Consider the following 20,801-nt stretch of genomic DNA (forward strand, 5'->3'; position numbering starts at 1 on the left):
GGATAATGCCGCATGAACCACGACTTGCCGGCGCGCTGTTGCTGCCGGCGCGCACTCGAAGGCACATGCATCGCATAACGAATACCGGTCGCGTCAACCTCGGCCATCTGTTCTGGCTTCGCTCGCTCGCGATCATCGGCCAGTTGACGACCATCGCCGTCGTGCAGATTTGGCTCGGCGCGAATCTGCCGCTGCCGGCCATGCTGCTCGTGATCGCGCTGGAGATGGTCTTCAACGGGCTGACGTGGCTGCGCGTCGCGCGGGCGCGGCCCGAGACGAACCTCGAACTGTTCGGGCAGATGTGCGTCGATCTCGGCGCGCTGTCCGCGCTGCTGTTTCTGTCGGGCGGCGCGACCAATCCGTTCGTCACGCTGTATCTGCCGTCGCTCGCCATTGCCGCCGCCATCCTGCCGTGGCACATGATGGCGTGTCTCGCGCTCTTCGCCGTCGCGTGTTACGCGCTTCTCAGCTACAACTACGTGCCGCTCAATATCGAGAATCCGGCGAATCTCTTCGATTATTTCCGCCTCGGCCTGTGGGTCAACTTCATGGTGAGCGTGGGCTTGATCGGCTGGTTCGTCGCGCGCATGTCGCGGGCGCTGCGCCTGCGCGACGCCGCGCTCGCCGACGCGCAGCAGCGTCATCTGCGCGATGAACGCGCGGTCGCGCTCGGCGTGCAGGCAGCGACCGTCGCGCATGAAATGGGCACGCCGCTGTCCACCATTGCCATGCTCTCCGAAGAATTGCGCGATGCCGCCGCGCACGACTCCAACCTCGCGCCGTACGCCGACGACTTCGAACTGCTCGAACAGCAGATGGCGCTGTGCACGTCGGCGCTGGCGCGGCTGCGCAGCCGGGCGAGCGGGCCGTCGAACCGGCAGCCGCTCGACGAATGGCTCGCGAGTTTCATCGAGCAATGGCGGCTGCGGCACCCGCAAGTGGAGTTCGAGCAAGTCGGCGAAGCGCCGGCCACGGCGTCCATCGACGACGCGGTGGCCGTCGGCCAGATTCTCACGATCCTGCTCGACAACGCCGCGCGCGCGAGCAGCGAGTTCGTGACGCTGCAAGCCGTGTCGGAAGCGGAAGAGGGCGCGCGTTACGTGCGCTTCGAAGTGTGCGATCGCGGCCCCGGCATTCCGCCCGCGCTGCGCGCGTCGCTCGGCGCGGGTCCTGTCGACAGCACGCAGGGCGGTCACGGCGTCGGGCTCTATCTCGCGTTCGCGGCGGCGGCGCGGCTCAACGGTTCCATCGAACTGTTGGAGGCCGAGCCGCACGGCACGCGCGCTGTGCTCAAGGTGCCGAACCGGGGCGCGGCGGCGGCGCCGGTTGCGACGGCGCGAACGGAATCGAGCGGCGCGGCGTGAACCTGCTTGGCCAAGAGAAACAAGGAGAAATGAACCATGAGCGATAACAACTTCCTGATCATCGACGACGACGAAGTCTTTTCGGGCATTCTGGCGCGCGGGCTGGCGCGTCGCGGCTACACGGCGCATCAGGCGCACAACGCGGACGACGCCGTGAAGCTCGCGAACCAGCACAAGTTCGGTCAAATCACGGTGGACTTGCATCTCGGCAACGATTCCGGGCTGCGCCTCGTCGCCCCGTTGCGCGACCTGCAACCGGATGCGCGCATTCTCGTGCTGACCGGCTATGCGAGTATCGCAACGGCCGTGCAAGCGGTGAAGGACGGCGCGGACAATTATCTGGCGAAGCCCGCGAACGTCGAATCGATTCTGCTGGCGCTTCAGGAAGAGGCGAGCGAGCAGACGGCCGAGGAAGCGATCGAGCATCCGACGCTGCTTTCGGTGGCGCGGCTGGAGTGGGAGCATATCCAGCGGGCGCTGGCGGAGAACAACGGCAATATTTCGGCGACGGCGCGCGCGCTCAACATGCATCGGCGCACGTTGCAGCGCAAGCTGGCGAAGAAGCCGGTGCGCCAGTAAGCGACCGCTGCCACGCAGGAAAACGACGAACAAAAAAAGAACCGCCCAAGCCGGGGAACGAGGGCGGTAATCGGAGAGTTGCAACGACTTCGTGCATATACATGGGGATATGCACGAACGCAGCATACGTGCCGGCATCGCACCCTTATATACGATAAATCCGAAAAGTAGGAAGTCTCCTAATCGCCTGCTTGTTAGCAACAAGAAAGGTGTCTCCCATGCCGCCATGCGCGCGGCGATGTTTCCGCCATATACCCTGTATACCGCGCTCAAGAAACACGTCGCGAGCGCCGTAAAGCCTCCTTGTGCGTGACATGTATCGCGCAACGCCGGCATTGCACCGGCGAGAAGCGCTGTCCGCGGGCGTCGTCTGCGGGGCGCGGAAAAGGAGCCGGGGACCGGAAGCGAGCGAGCGCGTGCGCGCCGGCTGCGTCCGACGTGCCCGCTCGCGACATTCGGAGACATCGATGAAAGGGTTTGACCGCCTGTCGGTCTTGAGCAAGCTGCTGTTGTCGTTCGCGGTCGTGATTCTGTTCACGGCATGCGTGGGCGGAACGGGCGTGGTGTCGCTTGCCAAGATGCATAGCCTCGTCGAGGAAATCGGCGACCGTCACATGGACGGCCTCTACTGGGCCGAGGAAATCAACAAGCACAAGGTCAACACGGACCTCGACGCCGCCAACCTGACCTTCGCCGACGACGCCGGCAAGCAGAAGCTCAAGCAGGACATGGGCGAATCGCTCGCCGCGATGCATCGCGCGTTCGAGCGCATGCGCCCGACGCTCTCGACGCCGCAAGGCTCGGCGCTCTACGACGCCGCGAGCCAGTCGGTCGCCGCGTGGGAAGAGATCGTGCAGATGCAGATGGGCGTGAAGCCGATGCCTATCGACGTCGATCAGATGGGGTTGATTGCACGCGCGATTGCCGCGAGCGAGAAGGCGCGCGACGCGCTGGAGCGGCTCGCCGACTACAAGCGTGCGCGCGCGACGGCGGCGCGCGCGAGCGCGGCGGCGGAGTACGACACCATGCGCGTCGTGTTGCTCGCGCTCGTTCTGGGCGCGATGGCGGCGGGCGCGGTGCTCGCGGTGGTCATCGGCCGGCGTCTTGCCGCGCAGCTCGGCGGCGAGCCGGCGTATGCGGCGCAGATCGCCAACCGCATTGCGCAAGGCGATCTGACGGCGCGCGTCGAGACGCGTCCCGGCGACGACAGCAGCATGCTGCACAGCCTCGGCAACATGAGCAGCAAGCTCGCGGAGATCGTCGGCGGCATTCGCCACGCGAGCGAGTCGATTTTGTTCGCATCGCGCGAGATCGCGCAGGGCAACACCGACCTCTCGCAACGCACGGAGGAACAGGCGGCGTCGCTGGAAGAAACCGCGTCGAGCATGGAGCAGCTGACCGCGACCGTGCGCCAGAACGCGAGCAATGCCGACGAAGCCACCACGCTCGCGCGCGGCGCGTCGGACGTGTCGGCGCGCGGCAGCGAACTGGTCGGCGAAGTGGTCGACAACATGCGCGAACTGGCGTCAGGCAGCAAGCGCATGACGGACATCATCGCGGTGATCGAAGGCATCGCGTTCCAGACGAACATTCTCGCGTTGAACGCAGCCGTCGAAGCGGCGCGGGCGGGCGAAGAAGGGCGCGGCTTCGCGGTCGTGGCGGGCGAAGTGCGCTCGCTCGCGCAGCGCAGCGCGATGTCGGCGAAGGAGATCAAGGAACTGATCGAAGCCTCGACGGCGCGCGTGGACAGCGGCGCGGCGATTGCCGAGCGCGCCGGCGCGACGATGGCGGAAGTCACGGAAGCCGTGCAGCGCGTGACGGGCATCATGGCGCAGATTTCGGCGGCGTCGCACGAGCAGAGCGCGGGCATCGAGCAGGTGAATCGCGCGGTCGCGCAGATGGATCAGGTGACGCAGCAGAACGCGGCGCTCGTCGAGCAGGCCGCAGCAGCGGCCGGGGCGATGGCGGATCAGGCCGAGCAGTTGAAAGGCGCGGTGGCGGTGTTCGAGCTCGAAGGGCGCGCTTAAGCGGACGGCAGGGCGGCGGAGGCAGGGCTTGCGCGGGCTGGTGGCGGTTCGGGCGTCTTCGCGTCGAGCGAATGCCGATTGAAAAAGCGCCCGCCGATCGCGCAGGCAACGTCGCGTGTAGGTGCGCGCCGATGGTTCGCGTTCGCCCGCAAGCCGGTGTCGGTTCGCGCAGAAAGGTTCGCGTTCGCCCGCAAACCGGTGCCGGTTCGCGCGTCGTCGCATCGAGCGAACGCCGCTTGAAGAATCGCCCGCCGATCGCGCAGGCAACGTCGCGTGTAGGCGCGCGAGAAGGTCTGTCTCCGCCCGCAGGACGTCGCCGGTTCGCGCGTCGTCGCATCAACCGAACGCCGCCTGAAGAAGCGCCCGCCGATCGCGCAGGCAGCATCGCCCGTAGGCGCGCGGAAACGTTCGGATTCGCCCTCAGGCCGGTGTCGGTTCGTGCGTCGTCGCATCGAGCGAACGCCGCTTGAACAGCGCGCGCCGATTACGCGGGCAACGTCGCGTGCAGGCGCCCGCATAAGGGTTCGGATTCGCCTGCAAGCCGGTGGCGGGTTCACGCGTCGTCGCATCAAGCGAATGCCGCTGCAAAACAGCGTTCGCCGATCGCGCAGGCAACGTTGCGTGTAGGCGTGCGGCAAGGCCCACCTCCGTCGCCGATTCGCCGGCGACTAAGCCCGCAACACCACGCGACAGCGCCCACGCAACCCCAACCCCCGCGAAACCGCGCCCAACATCGCATAAGCAACACCGATTTTCGGCTCGCTTGCCTCGGTTCGGCCCACTCCGTACACTCGCGCCTGTCCGAAGAATCAAGCGCGCCGCGTGGCCGGCGCATCATCGCCGAGAAGGAGAGCTGCCCATGTCCGATTCCTATTTCCCGCGCTGGCCCGAGCAGCCGAATGCCGAAGGCGGGCGCGTCGTCGGGCCTGACGAGCGCCTGCCCTGGCCGCAAATGATCGCGATGGGCATTCAGCACGTCGTCGCGATGTTCGGCTCCACCGTGCTCGCGCCGCTCCTGATGGGCTTCGATCCGAATCTCTGCATCTTCATGTCCGGCATCGGCACGCTGCTGTTTTTCGTGCTCGTAGGCGGACGCGTGCCGAGCTATCTCGGCTCCAGCTTCGCGTTCATCGGGCTCGTGATCGCGGTCACGGGCTACTCCGGGCACGGCGCGAACCCCAACATTCCGGTCGCGCTCGGCGGCATCATCGCGTGCGGCGTGGCGTATGCGGTCATCGGCGCGATCGTCGCGGCAGTCGGCACACGCTGGATCGAAGCGCTGATGCCGCCCGTCGTCACCGGCTCGATCGTCTGCGTGATCGGGCTGAATCTCGCGCCGATCGCCGTGAAAGGCGTGAGCGGCAGCAACTTCGATTCGTGGATGGCGCTCGTCACCGTGCTGTGCGTCGGCGGCGTCGCGGTGTTCGCGCGCGGCATGGCGCAGCGGCTGCTCATTCTGATCGGCCTCGCCATTGCGTACATCATCTACGCGGTGCTGACCAACGGCATGGGCATGGGCAAGCCGATCGACTTCGGCATCGTCTCGAACGCCGCGTGGTTCGGCCTGCCGCACTTCACCGCGCCGGTCTTCCAGCCGCAGGCCATGACGCTGCTCGCGCCCATCGCGATCATTCTCGTCGCGGAAAATCTCGGCCACATCAAGGCGGTCGGCGCGATGACCGGACGCAGTCTCGACAAGTACATCGGCCGCGCGTTCATCGGCGACGGGCTTGCCACTATCGTCTCGGGCTTTGCCGGCGGCACGGGCGTGACGACCTACGCGGAAAACATCGGCGTGATGGCAGTCACCAAGATCTACTCGACGCTCGTGTTCGTGATCGCGGCGCTCTTCGCCATCGTGCTCGGCTTTTCGCCGAAGTTCGGCGCGCTGATCCAGACGATTCCCGGCCCGGTGCTCGGCGGCGTGTCGATCGTCGTGTTCGGGCTGATCGCGGTGACGGGCGCGCGCATCTGGGTCGTCAACAAGGTGGACTTCTCGGATAACCGCAATCTGATCGTCGCGGCAGTGACGCTCGTGCTCGGCGCAGGCGATTTCACGCTGAAGCTCGGCGGTTTCGCGCTCGGTGGCATCGGCACGGCGACGTTCGGCGCGATCATTTTCTACGCGATTTTGCGGCGGCGCGGGGCGGGTGTCGTTTGATGTTTGCTGGGGTGCGGCCACGCCGCCCCCCCTTTAGGCCGTCATCCCCCGCTTACGATTCACGATCGCCGTCTCCGAAAGATCAATCTCCCGCATCAGCTTGTTCAGCGTCTCATCGTTGATCGCCTGATCCGTTCTCAGCCGCAGCACTTCCGCGCGCTCGGCCCGCAGGGCCGCCATTCTGAGCCGCGTTTCCACGATCTCGCTTCGTCTCGCCGCCACGCGCGGCGCTTCCTCGTCGCCGAGCGATTCCAGCCGCAGCCGGTACGTGTCCATCACGCGCGCCGTCGAATCCGCGCAGCGGGCCGACGCAGCTTCGTCCATGTCGTCGGTGAGCAGCGCGTGCGTTTCGTCGATGGCGCGGATCGCCGCCTGCGCCGCGCGCCGACGCGCCAGCCGCTCCTCCGCCGCGTGCGGATTGCGCTCGCGCTTCGCGCCGCGCAGCACCACCGGCAAGCCGACGACCGCAATCAAAAGCGAAGCCAGAATCACCGCCGACGCGATGAAAATCGCCAGATCGCGCCCCGCGAGCGCCGCGCCGTTGTCGAGCGTGACCGGCAGCGAGAGCACGCCCGCGAGCGTCACCGCGCCGCGCACGCCGCCGATCGTCGTCAGCGTGAGCGTCCGCAAGCCGGGCGCGGCGCTTTCGATACCGACCTTCGCCGCGCTGCGGCTCGCGACCCAGCGCAGGCAATACACCCACACGAAGCGCAGCGCGTAGAGCGCGAGCACCGTCGCGATCACATAGCCGATCAGGAGGCCGACTTGCGCGTTGCCGTCCTGATGCGCCTCGATCAGCGCGCGCCCGATGATGTGCGGCAACTGCAAGCCGAGCAGAATGAACACCATGCCGTTGAACACGAACTCGATCATCGTCCACGTGCTCGTCATGCGCACGCGCACGGCGCTCGGAATGGTCGCGCGCAGGCTTTGAATGTTCATCATCATCCCGGCGGAAACGGCCGCGAGAATGCCCGAGCAGCCCGCGCGCTCCGAGATCACATAGGCGGCGAACGGAATCAGCACGGTCAGGATGACGCCCGCGGCGGGATCGTCGTCTTCGGAAAACTTGAGCACGCGCGCCGGAATCTCGGTGACGATCCAGCTGATCGCCGCGCCGATCGCGAGGCCGCCCACCGAGATCACGACGAAGCTGATGGCTGCCTCGTGCAGCGAAAACACGCCGGTCAGCGCGGCCGCGATCGCGAACTTCAGCGCGACGAGACCCGACGCGTCGTTCATCAACGCTTCGCCTTCCAGAATATGCATGAGGTTCGCCGGAATGCGGTTGCGCCCGGCGATGCCCGTGAGCGCGACGGCATCGGTCGGCGAGAGCACGGCCGCGAGCGCGAAGGCGACGGGAAGCGGCATCGCCGGAATCATCCAGTGCAGGAAGTAGCCGAGCGCGCCCACGGTGATGAACACGAGCCCGAGCGCCAGCATGAGAACGGCGCGGCGCGCGAGATACAGCTCGCGTTTCGGTATGCGCCAGCCGTCGGCGAACAGCAGCGGCGGGATGAACAGCAGCATGAACAGTTCGGGATCGAACGTGACATGCAGCCGGAAGCCGGGCCACGCGAGCATCGCGCCGATGGCGATCTGAATGAGCGGCAGCGGCAGCTTGACCGGCAGCAGGCTGAGACCGACGCCGGACAGCGCCACGATCATCAGCAGGATGAGAACGGTGAAGACGATTTCCATGCCGGATGCGAACGCGCAGGCGTCCGTTTATTTTCGAGACGACGCGAGAGTGTAGCCCGACGCTTCATCCACGGCATTTTGCGCGACGCACCCGCGCGGTGCACATGCATGCGTTGTCCGCCCGTTGGCGGTGCATGAAACCTGCAAACGCCCGACAAAGGCGGCGGCATCGCGCGCATGGACCTTGCTTTATCGACACCCACGGGACGCGAGACTCCCGACGAGATCATCGAGGGCGGTTCTTATGAAAACGGTATCGGGCGGGACCGGCGCGGGGCCGGAGCAGGAAGCGCGCGGCGCGCGCGCGGGGGCATCCACATGGTGATCGCCAATCCCGAAAAGACGACGCTCTCCGCGCGCAGCTTCGAGCTCGGCGTGATGTCGGGCTTGGACCGCTATTCGGTCGAGCACGGCGAGTGGACGCTCTCCAGCGTGTTCCAGCCGGTGTTCAGCCTGTCGCACATGCGCGCGGTCGGCTACGAAGGACTTCTGCGCGCGCACGACGCGCTCGACCGCCCGGTGCCGCCGGTCGATGTGTTCGCGCAGGCGTCGCGCGTCGGCGAAGCGTTGCAGATCGACCGTCTCGCGCAAGCGCTGCATCTCGAGAACTTCAAGATGCTCGGCGCGCAGGACGAATGGTTGTTCCTCAACGTGCATCCCGGCGCGCTGACCGAGCCGTATCACGCGGCTGCGCTGCTCGCCAATCTGAAGCGGCTGCACATCGAGCCGCGCCGCGTCGTGCTCGAAGTGCTGGAGCAGAGCGCCGGGGACATCGAGCGTCTCGCGCAGGCGGTGCAGCAGTTCCGCGAGCACGGCTTTTTGATCGCGCTTGACGACTTCGGCGCGGGACATACGAACATCGAACGGATCTGGCAACTCGATCCGGATATCGTCAAACTCGACCGCGTGATGCTGTCGCACGCCGGCCACAACGTGCATGCGCCGCTGTCGGAGCGCACGCGCAAGCAGCGTCGCAATATGGAAGCGGTGCTGTCGGGCATCGTCTCGCTGCTGCACGAGGCGGGCAAGCTCGTGCTGATCGAAGGCGTCGAAACCGAGCACGAGGCGCAGCTTGCGCTCGCGAGCGGCGCGGACTTCGTGCAGGGCTTTTTCTTCGCGCGGCCGCATCCGGGGCTCGCGGACGGCGTGCATGCGCAGAACATCATCGGCGAATTGACGGAGCGGTATCGCTTGCAGACCGAAGCGCGCGAGCGGCGCGTCGCGACGCGGCTTCAGCCATACGTGCGCGCGTTCGAGCGCGCGGCGGAGCGGCTCGCGGCGGGCGAACCGCTCGACGAGGTGTGCTGGAACTTCCTCGCGCTCGATCACGCCGCGCGCTGCTTTCTGCTCGATCAGAACGGCCGGCAGTCGGGACGCAATGTCGTGCTGCGCGCCGACCGCGCCGCGCACGAAGCGCGCTTCCTGCCGCTCGTTGATGCGCAGGGCGCGAACTGGCTGCGTCGTCCGTACTTTCGCGCGGCGCTCGGCGACCCCGAGCGCGTGCATGTGACGAAGCCGTATCTGTCGATCAACGAGGCGATGCCGTGCGTGACGCTCTCGGTCGAGACGCGCTCCGGCGGTAAGCGCTGCGTGCTGTGCGGCGACATCGACTGGCTGCCGGACGACGACGCCGACTGACGTCGCTCACTTCGCGACGACGACCGGAATGCCCTTCAGCGACGACGCGCCTTTCATCGCTTCGATGGACGCGCGCACGGCATCGCCCGTCGCCGCTTCGATGCCGAGCCGCGCGACGAGTTCGCGCTCGCTGCGCTTGACCATCGCGAGATTCGCGAGCTTGACGTGACCGTAGCCGCGCACGCGCTCGAAGAGCTCGGCGAGCGCCGCCACGTCCTTTGCGTTGCCGGCGTCGAGTTTCGCGAGCGCGCGCTGCATCGTGGTTTCGTAGTCCTTCGCGAGCTGGCGCTCCATGCGGCGTTCGAGCGTTCTGCCGAACGGATCGAGCGCCGTGCCGCGCAGCGCGCGCAGCTTCGACAAGCCGCCGAGCACCGGCCACATCCACTGGCCGAAGGTTTTCTTCTTCGGCGCGCCGTGCGACAAAGCCGGCGGCGCGAGGTTGAACTTCACGGTGTAAGCGTCGCCGGGCGCGCCTTCGAACTGCGCGGCGAGCGCGGCGCGGAACGCCGGGTCCGCGTGCAGGCGCGCGACCTCGTATTCGTCCTTCACCGCGAGCAGCTTGTAGAACGTGATCGCGACGGCGCGCTTCACGTCTTCATTAGCCGATGCCTGCGCGATCAGCGAACGATATCGCTCGACGTACTTCGCGCCGCCATACGCGAGCAAGCGCTCCTCGCGATCGCGGATGAGGTCGGCAAGCGGCATGTCCGCCATCGCGACGCGCTTCTGTTGCGCTGAGGATGCCAGCGATTCAAGCGCATTCATATCCGCCGCCGCGAGCCGTCCGATAGCAAACGCCAGCTTGTTCGCGGCAACCGCGACATTGTTCAGTTCCAGCGCGCGCATCAACGCGCCGTGCGACACCGGCACGAGGCCGAGTTGCCACGCAAAGCCGAGCATCACGATATTCGCGCCGATGGTATCGCCGAGAAAGCGCGTCGCGAGCGCTTGCGCGTCGCAGGTGTACAAGGCATCGGCGGCACCGGCGCCGGCCGCGTGGCGCATCTTGTCGAGGAGCGCGTCGGCGTGCAGATTCGCGTCCGGATTCTGCACGAAGCTCGCGTTCGGAATGGCGTGCGTGTTGACGACGATCTTCGTCCGGTCATGCCGCACCGTTTGCAACGCTTCGGGACTGGCGCCCACGACCATATCGCACGCGAGCAGCAAGTCGGCCTGCTGGGTGTCGATGCGCACCTGGTTGAGCAGCGCGTCCTCGCTCGCCACGCGCACGAACGACAGCACCGAGCCGCCTTTCTGCGCGAAGCCCATGAAATCGAGCACCGACGCGCTCTTGCCCTCCAGATGCGCCGCCATGCTGATAAGCGCGCCGACCGTGACGACGCCTGTGCCGCCGACGCCCGTCACCAGCATGTCGTACGGCGCGTGATCGAGATGCGCGCGCGGCGGCGGCAGCGCATCGACGCGGCGCGCGAGTTCGGCGGGATCGAATGCGTGGCCGTCGGCTTTCTTCAGCTTCGCGCCTTCCAGCGTGACGAAGCTCGGGCAGAAGCCGTTGACGCACGAATAGTCCTTGTTGCACGACGACTGATCGATGCGGCGCTTGCGTCCCAGTTCCGTTTCCACCGGCTCGACGGAAAGACAATTCGACTGCACGCCGCAATCGCCGCAGCCTTCGCACACGGCTTCGTTGATGAAAAGGCGCTTGTCCGGATCGGGAAACTCGCCCTTCTTGCGGCGGCGGCGCTTCTCGGCGGCGCACGTCTGGTCGTAGATGAGCACGGTCACGCCGGCCGTTTCGCGCAGGCGGCGCTGCACGGCATCCAGTTCGCTGCGGTGATGGAAGGTCGTGCCGCGCGGGAACTGGTCCTCGTGGCCTTCGTACTTCTCGGGTTCGTCGCTCACGACCACCAGCAGCGCGATGCCTTCCGCCTCCACTTGCCGCGCGATCTGCGGCACGGAAATGCTGCCATCCACCGGCTGGCCGCCCGTCATCGCGACGGCATCGTTATAGAGAATCTTGTACGTGATGTTGGCTTTCGCGGCCACCGCCTGACGGATCGCGAGAATGCCCGAGTGAAAGTACGTGCCGTCGCCGAGATTCTGGAAGACGTGCGGCGTCTTCGTGAACATCGCGTGCGAGGCCCAGTCCACGCCTTCGCCGCCCATCTGGATGAGGCCGGTGGTGTCGCGCTCCATCCACGACGCCATGAAGTGACAGCCGATGCCCGCCTGCGCGACCGAGCCTTCCGGCACTTTCGTCGACGTGTTGTGCGGGCAGCCCGAGCAGAAGTAGGGCGTGCGCTTCACGGCATCGGCGATATTCGACAGAATTTGCGGCGCGACGAGATCGACCACTTTGTCGCGGCGGTCGAGCGCCGGCTTGTGGCGGGCGAGCCATTGCGCGAACACCGGCAGCACGCGCGAAGGCCGCAACTCGCCGAGCGCGGAGAGCAGCGGCGCGCCGTCCTGCGTCGTCTTGCCGATCACGACCGGCCGCGCGCCTTGAGCGCGGTTGTACAGATGATCCTTGATCTGCTGCTCGACGACCGGCCCTTTCTCCTCGATCACGAGCACTTCCGCGAGCCCTTCGACGAAGGTATCCAGCCGCGTGGTTTCGAGCGGAAACGACAGCCCGACCTTGTAGATGCGCACGCCGGCGGCGTCGAGATCGTCAACCGTGAGTTCGAGGCGGCGCAGCGCCTCCATCAGATCGAGATGCGCCTTGCCGCACGTCACGATGCCGACGTTCGCCCGCGGACTCGGCGCGATCCACTTGTCGATGCTGTTCGTCCGCGCGAAGTGGCGCACGGCGTCGAGCTTCGCGTGCAGGCGCGCTTCGATGGTGAGACTCGGCAAATCCGGCCAGCGGTTATGCAGCCCGCCCGGCGGCGGCGTGAAGCCATCGGGCGCGGTCCAGTCGGTCTTCAACGCGTCGAGATCGACGGTCGAGCCGGATTCGACCGTCTCGGAAATGGCCTTGAAGCCGACCCACGCGCCCGAGAAGCGCGAGAGCGCCCAGCCGTACAGCCCGAATTCGAGCATGTCCGCCACGTTCGACGGATTCACCACCGGCATATGCCACGCGATCATCGCCTGATCGCTCTGATGCGGCATCGACGACGAGACGCAGCCGTGGTCGTCGCCCGCCACCACGAGCACGCCGCCGTGCGGCGACGAGCCGTACGCGTTGCCGTGCTTGAGCGCATCGCCCGCGCGGTCCACGCCCGGACCTTTGCCGTACCACATCGCAAAGACGCCATCGACGGTGCGCTCCGGGTCGCTCTCCACGCGCTGCGTGCCGAGCACGGCGGTGCCGCCGAGTTCTTCGTTGATCGCGGGGAGAAAGCGCACGTCATGCGACGCGAGCAGCTTTTTCGCCTTCCACAGTTGTTGATCCACCATGCCGAGCGGCGAGCCGCGATAGCCGCTGATAAAGCCGGCGGTGTTGAGATGCGCGGCGCGGTCGAGCGCGCGCTGCATCAACACGAGACGCACCAGCGCCTGCGTGCCCGTCAGGAAGATTCGGCCGCCCGTGGCGCTCAGGTTGTCGGCGAGTTGGTAGTCGGACAGCGCGGGTTCGTTGAGGCGAGGCGACAGGGCATCGGCGGGGACGCGTGCGTTCATGGTTGTCTCGTTCTTTGTATGTGAGGCGGGTCTGTGAGGCGATACGTCATTTTTTGTCACCGAAAGCGGAATGTTTTTTCGCACTCGCTGCAATTCGGCAGACGTTGAGAAGCCATGCAGGCTTTTTCGGGATAAACGGGAGAAATCTGCTCGATCCGGGCGCGCGTCGGCGTAAACCCGCAGCCGTGAGGCTCGCGTGGCGGCGCTGATTGGGACTAACCTGAACGCTCCGAAAAACGAGAGAAGGCCGACGCCGATGAAACTCTTCTACTGGCCGAAGACGCGCGCGTTTCGCGCGCTGTGGATGCTCGAAGAACTGCGCGAGCCGTATGAATTGGCGTTCGTGAATATCCGGGCGGGCGCGCAGAACGAAGCCGCGTTCAGCCGCGTCAATCCGATGTCGAAGCTCCCCGCGCTCGACGACGGCGGCGTGCGCGTGGCCGAATCCGGCGCGGTTCTGCTCTATCTGGCCGACCGCTTTCCGGAGGCGCGTCTGGGCGCGCCGCTTTCGGACCCGGCGCGCGGCCGGTTCCTGCAATGGATGTTCTTCACCGGCTCATGCCTGGAACCGGCGATGGCCGAGCGCATGACCGGCGCGCAGGGCAACACCTTCAGCTTCGGCTGGGGCGATCTCGCGCGGGTGGAGCATGCGATCGAAAGCGCGCTCGAAGAAGGGCCGTGGCTGCTCGGCGAGCCGTTCACCGCCGCCGACATCCTGCTCGCGAGCACGTTGCAGATTGCGTTCGTCGCGAGGCTGATCGAGCCGCAAGGCGTGCTCTTCGATTACGTCGAACGGGCGGTGGCGCGCGAAGGCTACGAGCGCGCGGCCGCGATCGATCATCGCGAGGCCGAGCGCCTCGGACTCAGGCCGCACCCGAAAATGCCGGTGGATTGAGCGGAGAGTCAGGGGAACGCGCGGGGTTTCGGAATGCCCGCGCCGGCGTCGATGTCCGCGACCGCGCGCAGGTGCGCAAGCTGAATGGCTTCGTGCGATGTCGGGAGCCCGTCGTCGCCGCCGACCGTCTTCCAGTCCTGCACGGCTTTGTCCAGATGGCGAATCTCGTACTCGGCGTCCCAGCGCGGGCCCTGAAGCTCGATCGGCCGCACGTGAATGGAATAGACGCCATATAGGAAGACCTGGTCCGGCATGTCGCCCTCCGATGCAGTGGACGGCGCGATAGCGCCGTCTTTCTGCCAGCTACAGTTCGATTTCCCCGAGGATGCGGTGCGCAAGCGCCCGCGCTTCGTCGAGTGCTTCGTGCTCGTTCTCCGATGCCGCTTCCACTTCGTAGAGCGTCGCGTCGGGCTGCTCGCCGTCGTCGCGCGAGAGGGAGACGAGCCCCTGGAACTTGCCGCCGTCGATGGCGCGCACGCCGATCGTCGCGGTGTAAATGCCTTTCGTGTAGGTCGTGTCTTCCATGATGGATTCGCCTCTGGCCCAAGGACTTAAGCATGAAATTCATGCTAGCACGCGGTCATGCGCCGCGTGTGACCGCGGCGCGCCGGAATCTGCGCTCGAGTCCGCGTTTGAGTCTTTAGTCGAGCAATTCCTCGACCTCGTCGAGCGACGGCGAATGCGCGCCCGAATGACGGCACGCCGCCGCGCCCGCCGCGAGCGCGAACTTCAGATGCTCGGGCCAGCCGCCGTGACGCGCCATCAGGCTATAGAGCAGCCCGCCGATGGACGCATCGCCTGCGCCGACCGTATCCGCCACCTCGATGACCGGCGGACGCGCGTTGAACGCTTCATCGCCGGCATAGAGCGTCGCCTCCGACGAGCCCCGCGTGACGAGCACGGTGGCTTGCGGGTTCATCGCGCGCAGTTGCGCGAGCGCGTCTTCCTCGGGAATGCCGCGAAACAGCATCTGCAGGTCTTCGTCCGACACCTTGATGAGATCGGCGAGGCCCGCCATGTTGCGCAGGATCGGCTCGTAGCCGTGCTCCATCAGGTTGCGGTAGTTCGGATCGAAGCTGATCTTCACGCCGTGCTCGCGCAGTTTCGCGGCGAGCGCGGCGAGCGTCGCGCCGAGCGGCTGGCGCACGAGGCTAATGCAGCCGAAGTGCGCCCACTTCACGCGCTCCATCCACCCTTGCGGCAGCTTCTCGGGATCGAAGGCGAGATCCGCGCCGTTTTCGCCCATGAAGTAGTAGGTCGGCGGCTGCGTCTTGTGGACGATGGCGAGCAACGGCGGACGCTCGACGCGCTGCATGAAGCGCATGTCGAGGCCCGCGGCGACGCTCGCCTGCCAGAGCTCGTCGGAGAAATTGTCGGTGCCGAGCGAGCCTGCGCACGCGGTCGGCAGGCCGAGCCGGGCGACGGCGCGCGCGACGTTCCAGCCCGCGCCGCCCGGACGCGACAGCCAGCTGGACTCGCCGGTGCGGATCAGGTCAGTGAGGATGTCGCCGGCCGAGACGAACTGCGGAAAAGTGGTGTGATCGGTTGCCATCGTGCTTACCGTGAGTTGTGCGGCGAGGCGAGCGCGTTCAGCACTTCGTAGCACGCGCCCATCGTGTGGTAGTCGGTCTTGCCGGCGGGACTCTTTTCGTCGCCGTATTTGCGGTTGTCGCAGGTCAGTATGCGATACCACGCGCCGTAGCGATGATCGACGAAATGCGCCCAGCTATAGCGCCAGAGTTCGTCGTAGCAGTCCCAGAAGCGTTCGCTGCCGGTTCGCGCGCCGAGGAGCGCCGCCGCCGCGAAGCTCTCGGCCTGCACCCAAAAGTACTTGTCGTGGTCGCAGATGCTGTCGTCGGGGCCGAAGCCGTAGTACAGGCCGCCGTGCCGGTCGTCCCAGGCGCGGGAAAAGCCCGCGTCGAACAGTTCGATGGCGCGCGGCGCGAGCCACGGCAGCGCGCGATGCCGTTCCAGAATGAGCAGCAGCTTCGCCCATTCGGTCTGATGCCCCGCCTGAAAGCCCCACGGCCGGAAGATGTTCGAGCTGTCCGATTCGTTGTAATGCCAGTCCACCGACCAGTCGCGGTGAAAATGCTCCCACACGAGGCCATTCGACAGCCGCGCCTGCCGCAGCGTGATGTTGCCCGCAATCTTCTCGGCGCGGTCGAGGTAGAGCACGTGTCCGGTCGCCTCGTACGCGGCGAGCAAGGCTTCGGTCGCGTGCATGTTCGCGTTCTGCCCGCGGTAGTCCGAAAGCTGCCAGTCGGGCGTGGCTTCGTCTGCGTACAGACCGGCTTCGGCGTCCCAGAAGCGGCGTTCCATGAGCGCGAACGTTTCGTCGATCATGGGCCGCGCTTCGTCGATGCCCGCCATCGCCGCATGCGCGCACGCGAGCAGCACGAACGCCATCCCGTAGCAATGCCGCGTGCCGTCGAGCGTGCGTTTCTGGCCGTCGCGCCACTCGATTTCCCAGTCGTAGCCTTCGTTTGCGGCGTCCCAGTGCGCGTCGCGCAGGAATCGGAACGCGTGGCGGGCGTCGTCGAGGAATTGCGCATCGCCGAAGTGGCGATACGCCATCGCGTAGTTGAAGACGAAACGCGTGCTGCTGACGAGATGGCGCGTCGTGCGGTCGTAGACGCTACCGTCGTCCTTGAAGAAGTGGAAGAAGCCGCCGGACGGATCGCGGCCGGTCGGCGCGTAGAAGGCCAGCGTGTCGCGGACGTGCGAAAGCAGGAAGTCGCGGCTGCGGAAGTCGATTCCACCTTCCGGCGCTTCGCCCGAAACGGCGGCGGCGACGGCGGCTGAAGCGGTCATGTTCATGGCGTGCGGATCTCCTCTTTCGCGCCCGAACTCGCGCGGGCGATGAATTCCACGCTCATCAGCGAGTCGGCCTGATCCGGCGAGGTCGAATGATCGTCGAGCAGCAACTCGACGCCTCGCCGCCCGAGTGCTTCCTTGTCCACGGCGACCGTCGAGAGCGGCGGCGCGCTGTGAGCGGCGGCGGGAATGTCGTCGAAACCGACGAACGCGATGTCCTCCGGCACGCGCAAACCGTGCGCGAGACAGACGCGCATGGCCGCGAGGGCCGCTGCATCGTTATAGGCGAAAACCGCGTCGGGCAGCGGACTCGATCTTGCGCGCGTCTCGGCGATCAGGCGCTCCATCGCGTCGGCCGCGGCGACATCGGCGGGCACGCCGGCCTGCGCGGTGATTTCCAGTGTCGGATCGAAGAGCAGGCCCGCGTCGAAATACGCTTTGCGATAGCCGAGCGCCCGCTGCGCGATACTGTGATGCGCAAGCGACCCGCCGATGAACGCGACACGCCGCCGTCCGAGCGAGAACAGATGCTGCATGGCGAGCGCCGCGCCCTTCGCGTTGTCAATGTCGACTGAACGAAAGCCGGGCGCGCGCAAGTCGATAAGCACGATGGGCCGCGCGAGCGACTGGAGATGCGCGAGCAGCTCGGGTTCGACGAAGCCCGCGACCGCGATGGCGTCCGGCGCATGCAGCCGCATTTGCTGCGCGAGGTCTTGCGTCGGTCCGGCGGTGAGCACGGACGGCACGAGACGACGCTCGCGGCATGCTTCTTCGAAGCCGTGCAGCACTTGCGAGAAGAACGGGCTGACGGCGAAATTGTTGTGCTGCCGATGCAGCAGAAAGGTCACGCGACGAATGCGCGTGCGCAGCTGCGCCGAATCGTAGCCGAGACGTTGCGCGACTTCGACGACGCGCACGCGCGTGGCCTCCGACAAACCCGGCTGGTTCTTGAGCGCACGCGAAACCGTCCCGATGGAGACGCTCGCCGCGCGTGCGACATCGCGGATGGTAGTGGCCATCGTGTTGTTCTCTATGATGAGGCGAGAGCGCGCGGCATATGCGGCGCTTGTGGGGGCGGATTGTATAGTAAAAGTGCAGCGGGACGCGTGCGGGAGCGCTTAGAGGAAACCACTAAGGCTTGCAGGATAGGCGCTTGGGGTTGAAGCGGTTGTTTAGTAAAAGGACCAACGTGTTTGGCCGTAGAGCCGAGTGGCGCGGCGTGCGGTGCGCTTGCCGGTCGGCACCGTCGCGCGCGGCCCGCGTCGGCCTGCCGTGCTCCTTAATCGAGCTTTCGGCGGTACGCCGCAGCGATGACGTGCTCTGCGCTGCGCGTTCGCTCGTCATGTCTGATTCGCCGGCGAGACAGCATCGTGACGCGCGGTCGTCTCGGACTTAACTTGCAAGCCGCATTAGTCGCCATCATGACTTGGCTGTACGAACGAACGGACGCGACCGCGGACTTGTAGCGGCATCCGACAGTGCCTGCACGCCGGGCGCCTGCACGTTCCTCGCGGCGGTTCGTTCGCGAGCAACGCGGCATCGTCGTGCGCGTTCAGACCAATACGAGTTCATAGCTTGCGCAAGCCGCAGGCAAATGCCGGCGAAACCGTCGCCTGCGTCGGCGCCGCGTTCGCTTCGAGCGGGCTGCGTAAGGCTCGCTCGCTGGTCAGCATTGGCCGCTAGCCACGCCCGGATTGAGCGAATGCCGCGATCTCGAGCTTGCCGTCGAAAGCGGCGCTGCCTGTGCCCTGATCCGTCGCGTTAGCTCGAAATGCCCGACTCGCGCAACCCCGCACCGTCACGCGCCGTTCAGATGAGCACGACCTCATAAGGCCGCGTCAGCCGCGCCAGCACATGTTCCGGTAGCACCGCCGCCTGTCCTGTCGCCGTGTCCGGTTCGATCTGGCTGCGGAAAGCCTGCACGGCTCGCAGCTTGCGCGCAAGCGTTGCATCGTCCAGCACGATCTTGCGGGCGCGGCTCCAGGGTACGCGGGTATCGTCCGGCGACGCCCAGTCCCAGGTGCAAAGCGGCACTTCCACGAATGGCAGGCCGAGCGCGGTCGCGGCTGAAAACGCGGCGCGGCCCACCGCTTCGTGATCCGGATGGCCGTCGTAACGCCAGGTTGCGAAGACGATGTCGTCCGGGCGCAAGTGGCTGGCGAGATAACCGGACAAGCCCGGCTCCATGTCCTGCGCGCTGCCGTGTTGCAGGCCGAGCCTTGCCACCTGCACGTTTCGCAGATGCAGCCGCTGCAAGGCCTCGCGCGTTTCCATCGGACGGACGGCGGCGAGGCGCTCCGGCGTCCATTCGGTCGAATTCGGGTGGCTGGCAGTGCCGTCCGTAACTGCGACGATCAACAGGTTCCTGCTCGTCTCCGATAGCTGCGCGAGCAATCCACCGGTGCCCAGAACTTCCGCGTCAGGATGCGGCGCCAGAACGACCGCCCGCGCGCCGGGCGGCACGAGATCGCTCGAATGCACTTCCGGCAAGGCGCCGAGACGGCCCCACCTTTGCCACATCGCTTCCGGCGTGCCATGCGCGGAAGGCTCGTCCTGTTGCGACGGCGAAACGCCAGATTTCAGCGTAGCCATGCAATGCGCTCCTATCCCTTCGCGCGCAGCTTGACCGAGCCGGCAGCATGTGACGCGCGGACAGACCCCGGCCGCGCGCCAACGCGCCGTGCCGGATCGCCGCAATGAGCGGCTTCTTCTAGCAGAGATTCATGGATGAGTGATGTGCAGTTCATGGCTTTCCCCGTTCTCGCCTGTGCGAGTTATGACCGCAGTGTGGCAAGTCATGTACCCGATTCACACTCGGCCGAATGGCATAGGCAAAAGCGCCGGACTTCGGGCATCGGACTGTTGCGTGATGCTGCCGGCGAGCAGGTTGTTTTTCCTATGCCGTTCGGCTGAGTCGACGTCGAAAGACGCATCGGCTCAAATGACAAAAAGGCCGCACGGGGCGGCCTAGACGGAAAGCGGAGAAAGACGATGCAGCGATCAGCGGCGGGCGGGCGCCCCGACGGTTTTGCCTTCGCGCGCAGGCTCGGCGGCCGTCCTGCGCGAGCCCCAGCGCTGCGCCAGTACGGCGCAGACCATCAACTGGATCTGATGGAAGAGCATCAACGGCAGTACCACCGCGCCCACGGCGTGGGAAGCGAAGATGACCTTCGCCATCGGAATGCCGGACGCGAGACTCTTCTTCGAGCCGCAGAAGATGATGGTGATCTGGTCCGCGCGGCTGAAGCCCAGCCGTTTCGCGCTGAACGCCGTAATGAAGAGCGCAGCGGCGAGCAGAAGAATGTTCACGACGAGCAGGCCCGCCAGCGCCGAGACAGGAATCGAATGCCAGATGCCTTCGTTCACCGCTTCGCTGAAAGCGACGTAGACGACCAGCAGAATGGAGCCCTGATCGACGAACTTCAGCACCGGCTTGTGACGGTCCACCCATTTGCCGATGGCCGGACGCAGCAATTGGCCGGCAATGAACGGCACGAGCAGTTGCAGCACGATATTGCCGACGGTGTGCCACGGCGAGCCGGTAGTCGCGCCGTGATTGCTCACAAGCAGGCCGACGAGCGCGGGCGTGATGAAAATCCCGAGCAGGCTGGAGGCCGACGCGCTGCACACGGCGGCCGGCACGTTGCCTTTCGCCATCGAAGTGAACGCGATGGAGGACTGCACCGTGGACGGCAACGTGCAGAGAAACAGGATGCCGGTGTAGAGCGCGGGTGTGACGAGCGGACTCAGCACAGGCTTCAGCGCGACGGCGAGCAGCGGAAACATCACGAAGGTACTGAGCAGCACGAGCAAGTGCAGACGCCAGTGCGTCGCGCCGGCGACGATCGCCTCGCGGGAGAGTTTCGCGCCGTGCAGGAAGAACAGCAGCCCGATGGCGATGTCGGTGATCCAGTTGAAGGCGACCGCCGCAGTGCCGCGGCACGGCAGCAAACTGGCGATGATGACGGTGCCGATTAACGCAAGCGTGAAGTTGTCAGGAAGGAGTTTGGGCCGTGCCATCTAAGAGGTCTCGC

General features: G+C 66.1%; 15 protein-coding genes. 6 read left to right on the forward strand and 9 right to left on the reverse strand.

The window, feature by feature from the left end; all coding sequences use genetic code 11:
• The first annotated feature begins 65 nt into the window (after positions 1-65).
• The 4 genes from JYK05_RS00265 to JYK05_RS00280 all read left to right on the forward strand — a co-directional run bounded on the left by JYK05_RS00265 (position 66) and on the right by JYK05_RS00280 (position 6,131).
• Positions 66-1,364 (forward strand): ATP-binding protein, encoded by a 1,299-nt coding sequence (locus JYK05_RS00265; RefSeq protein WP_206467332.1) that lies wholly within the window; start codon positions 66-68, stop codon positions 1,362-1,364.
• A gap of 36 nt (positions 1,365-1,400) precedes the next feature.
• Positions 1,401-1,943: a response regulator transcription factor gene (locus tag JYK05_RS00270; protein ID WP_206467333.1), complete on the forward strand. Its 543-nt coding sequence runs from the start codon at positions 1,401-1,403 to the stop codon at positions 1,941-1,943.
• A 467-nt stretch (positions 1,944-2,410) separates the two neighbouring features.
• Positions 2,411-3,970: a methyl-accepting chemotaxis protein gene (locus JYK05_RS00275; RefSeq protein WP_175938949.1), complete on the forward strand. Its 1,560-nt coding sequence runs from the start codon at positions 2,411-2,413 to the stop codon at positions 3,968-3,970.
• A gap of 859 nt (positions 3,971-4,829) precedes the next feature.
• A complete protein-coding gene (locus JYK05_RS00280; RefSeq protein ID WP_175938951.1) occupies positions 4,830-6,131 on the forward strand; it encodes a solute carrier family 23 protein in 1,302 nt (433 codons plus the stop codon).
• 33 nt (positions 6,132-6,164) lie between these two features.
• On the opposite strand, the gene JYK05_RS00285 is transcribed toward JYK05_RS00280, so the two are convergent.
• Positions 6,165-7,832, reverse strand: coding sequence for a Na+/H+ antiporter (locus JYK05_RS00285; RefSeq protein WP_206467334.1), 1,668 nt, complete (start codon positions 7,830-7,832; stop codon positions 6,165-6,167).
• A 318-nt stretch (positions 7,833-8,150) separates the two neighbouring features.
• Between JYK05_RS00285 and JYK05_RS00290 the strand changes: the two genes are divergently transcribed.
• Complete coding sequence (locus JYK05_RS00290; RefSeq protein WP_206468169.1) at positions 8,151-9,470, forward strand: EAL domain-containing protein; 1,320 nt, start codon at positions 8,151-8,153, stop codon at positions 9,468-9,470.
• A gap of 6 nt (positions 9,471-9,476) precedes the next feature.
• Here the strand turns inward: JYK05_RS00290 and JYK05_RS00295 are convergent, their stop codons facing one another.
• A complete protein-coding gene (locus tag JYK05_RS00295) occupies positions 9,477-13,055 on the reverse strand; it encodes an indolepyruvate ferredoxin oxidoreductase family protein (RefSeq protein WP_206467335.1) in 3,579 nt (1,192 codons plus the stop codon).
• A 256-nt stretch (positions 13,056-13,311) separates the two neighbouring features.
• On the opposite strand from JYK05_RS00295, the gene JYK05_RS00300 reads away from it, so the two are divergent.
• Positions 13,312-13,950, forward strand: coding sequence for a glutathione S-transferase family protein (locus JYK05_RS00300; RefSeq protein ID WP_206467336.1), 639 nt, complete (start codon positions 13,312-13,314; stop codon positions 13,948-13,950).
• 8 nt (positions 13,951-13,958) lie between these two features.
• On the opposite strand, the gene JYK05_RS00305 is transcribed toward JYK05_RS00300, so the two are convergent.
• The 7 genes from JYK05_RS00305 to JYK05_RS00335 form a co-directional block, all read right to left on the reverse strand.
• On the reverse strand, positions 13,959-14,204 hold the full coding sequence (locus tag JYK05_RS00305; protein WP_175938958.1) for a hypothetical protein: 246 nt from the start codon (positions 14,202-14,204) through the stop codon (positions 13,959-13,961).
• A 49-nt stretch (positions 14,205-14,253) separates the two neighbouring features.
• Positions 14,254-14,475 (reverse strand): hypothetical protein, encoded by a 222-nt coding sequence (locus tag JYK05_RS00310; protein WP_159837620.1) that lies wholly within the window; start codon positions 14,473-14,475, stop codon positions 14,254-14,256.
• Between the two features lie 115 nt (positions 14,476-14,590).
• Complete coding sequence (locus JYK05_RS00315; RefSeq protein WP_206467337.1) at positions 14,591-15,502, reverse strand: carbohydrate kinase; 912 nt, start codon at positions 15,500-15,502, stop codon at positions 14,591-14,593.
• 5 nt (positions 15,503-15,507) lie between these two features.
• The gene (locus tag JYK05_RS00320) at positions 15,508-16,764 is read right to left on the reverse strand and encodes an AGE family epimerase/isomerase (RefSeq protein ID WP_371826425.1); all 1,257 of its coding nucleotides are present in this window, start codon (positions 16,762-16,764) and stop codon (positions 15,508-15,510) included.
• Between the two features lie 2 nt (positions 16,765-16,766).
• Positions 16,767-17,786, reverse strand: a complete 1,020-nt coding sequence (locus tag JYK05_RS00325; protein WP_206467339.1) for a LacI family DNA-binding transcriptional regulator — start codon at positions 17,784-17,786, stop codon at positions 16,767-16,769.
• Between the two features lie 790 nt (positions 17,787-18,576).
• Complete coding sequence (locus JYK05_RS00330) at positions 18,577-19,359, reverse strand: PIG-L deacetylase family protein (protein ID WP_206467340.1); 783 nt, start codon at positions 19,357-19,359, stop codon at positions 18,577-18,579.
• A gap of 408 nt (positions 19,360-19,767) precedes the next feature.
• Entirely contained in the window at positions 19,768-20,787 is a 1,020-nt protein-coding gene (locus JYK05_RS00335; RefSeq protein ID WP_206467341.1) for a bile acid:sodium symporter family protein, read from the reverse strand.
• Positions 20,788-20,801 lie beyond the last annotated feature (14 nt).

It is taken from the genome of Caballeronia sp. M1242 (assembly GCF_017220215.1).
Lineage (GTDB): Bacteria > Pseudomonadota > Gammaproteobacteria > Burkholderiales > Burkholderiaceae > Caballeronia.

Excerpts from the sequence above, each read along its gene's own strand:
- JYK05_RS00290 (WP_206468169.1), top strand. The coding sequence starts at position 8,151 with ATGGTGATCGCCAATCCCGAAAAGACGACGCTCTCCGCGCGCAGCTTC.
- JYK05_RS00325 (WP_206467339.1), bottom strand. The coding sequence starts at position 17,786 with ATGGCCACTACCATCCGCGATGTCGCACGCGCGGCGAGCGTCTCCATC.
- JYK05_RS00330 (WP_206467340.1), bottom strand. The coding sequence starts at position 19,359 with ATGGCTACGCTGAAATCTGGCGTTTCGCCGTCGCAACAGGACGAGCCT.
- JYK05_RS00285 (WP_206467334.1), bottom strand. The coding sequence starts at position 7,832 with ATGGAAATCGTCTTCACCGTTCTCATCCTGCTGATGATCGTGGCGCTG.
- JYK05_RS00300 (WP_206467336.1), top strand. The coding sequence starts at position 13,312 with ATGAAACTCTTCTACTGGCCGAAGACGCGCGCGTTTCGCGCGCTGTGG.
- JYK05_RS00265 (WP_206467332.1), top strand. The coding sequence starts at position 66 with ATGCATCGCATAACGAATACCGGTCGCGTCAACCTCGGCCATCTGTTC.
- JYK05_RS00335 (WP_206467341.1), bottom strand. The coding sequence starts at position 20,787 with ATGGCACGGCCCAAACTCCTTCCTGACAACTTCACGCTTGCGTTAATC.
- JYK05_RS00270 (WP_206467333.1), top strand. The coding sequence starts at position 1,401 with ATGAGCGATAACAACTTCCTGATCATCGACGACGACGAAGTCTTTTCG.
- JYK05_RS00280 (WP_175938951.1), top strand. The coding sequence starts at position 4,830 with ATGTCCGATTCCTATTTCCCGCGCTGGCCCGAGCAGCCGAATGCCGAA.
- JYK05_RS00320 (WP_371826425.1), bottom strand. The coding sequence starts at position 16,764 with ATGACCGCTTCAGCCGCCGTCGCCGCCGCCGTTTCGGGCGAAGCGCCG.
- JYK05_RS00295 (WP_206467335.1), bottom strand. The coding sequence starts at position 13,055 with ATGAACGCACGCGTCCCCGCCGATGCCCTGTCGCCTCGCCTCAACGAA.
- JYK05_RS00305 (WP_175938958.1), bottom strand. The coding sequence starts at position 14,204 with ATGCCGGACCAGGTCTTCCTATATGGCGTCTATTCCATTCACGTGCGG.
- JYK05_RS00315 (WP_206467337.1), bottom strand. The coding sequence starts at position 15,502 with ATGGCAACCGATCACACCACTTTTCCGCAGTTCGTCTCGGCCGGCGAC.
- JYK05_RS00310 (WP_159837620.1), bottom strand. The coding sequence starts at position 14,475 with ATGGAAGACACGACCTACACGAAAGGCATTTACACCGCGACGATCGGC.
- JYK05_RS00275 (WP_175938949.1), top strand. The coding sequence starts at position 2,411 with ATGAAAGGGTTTGACCGCCTGTCGGTCTTGAGCAAGCTGCTGTTGTCG.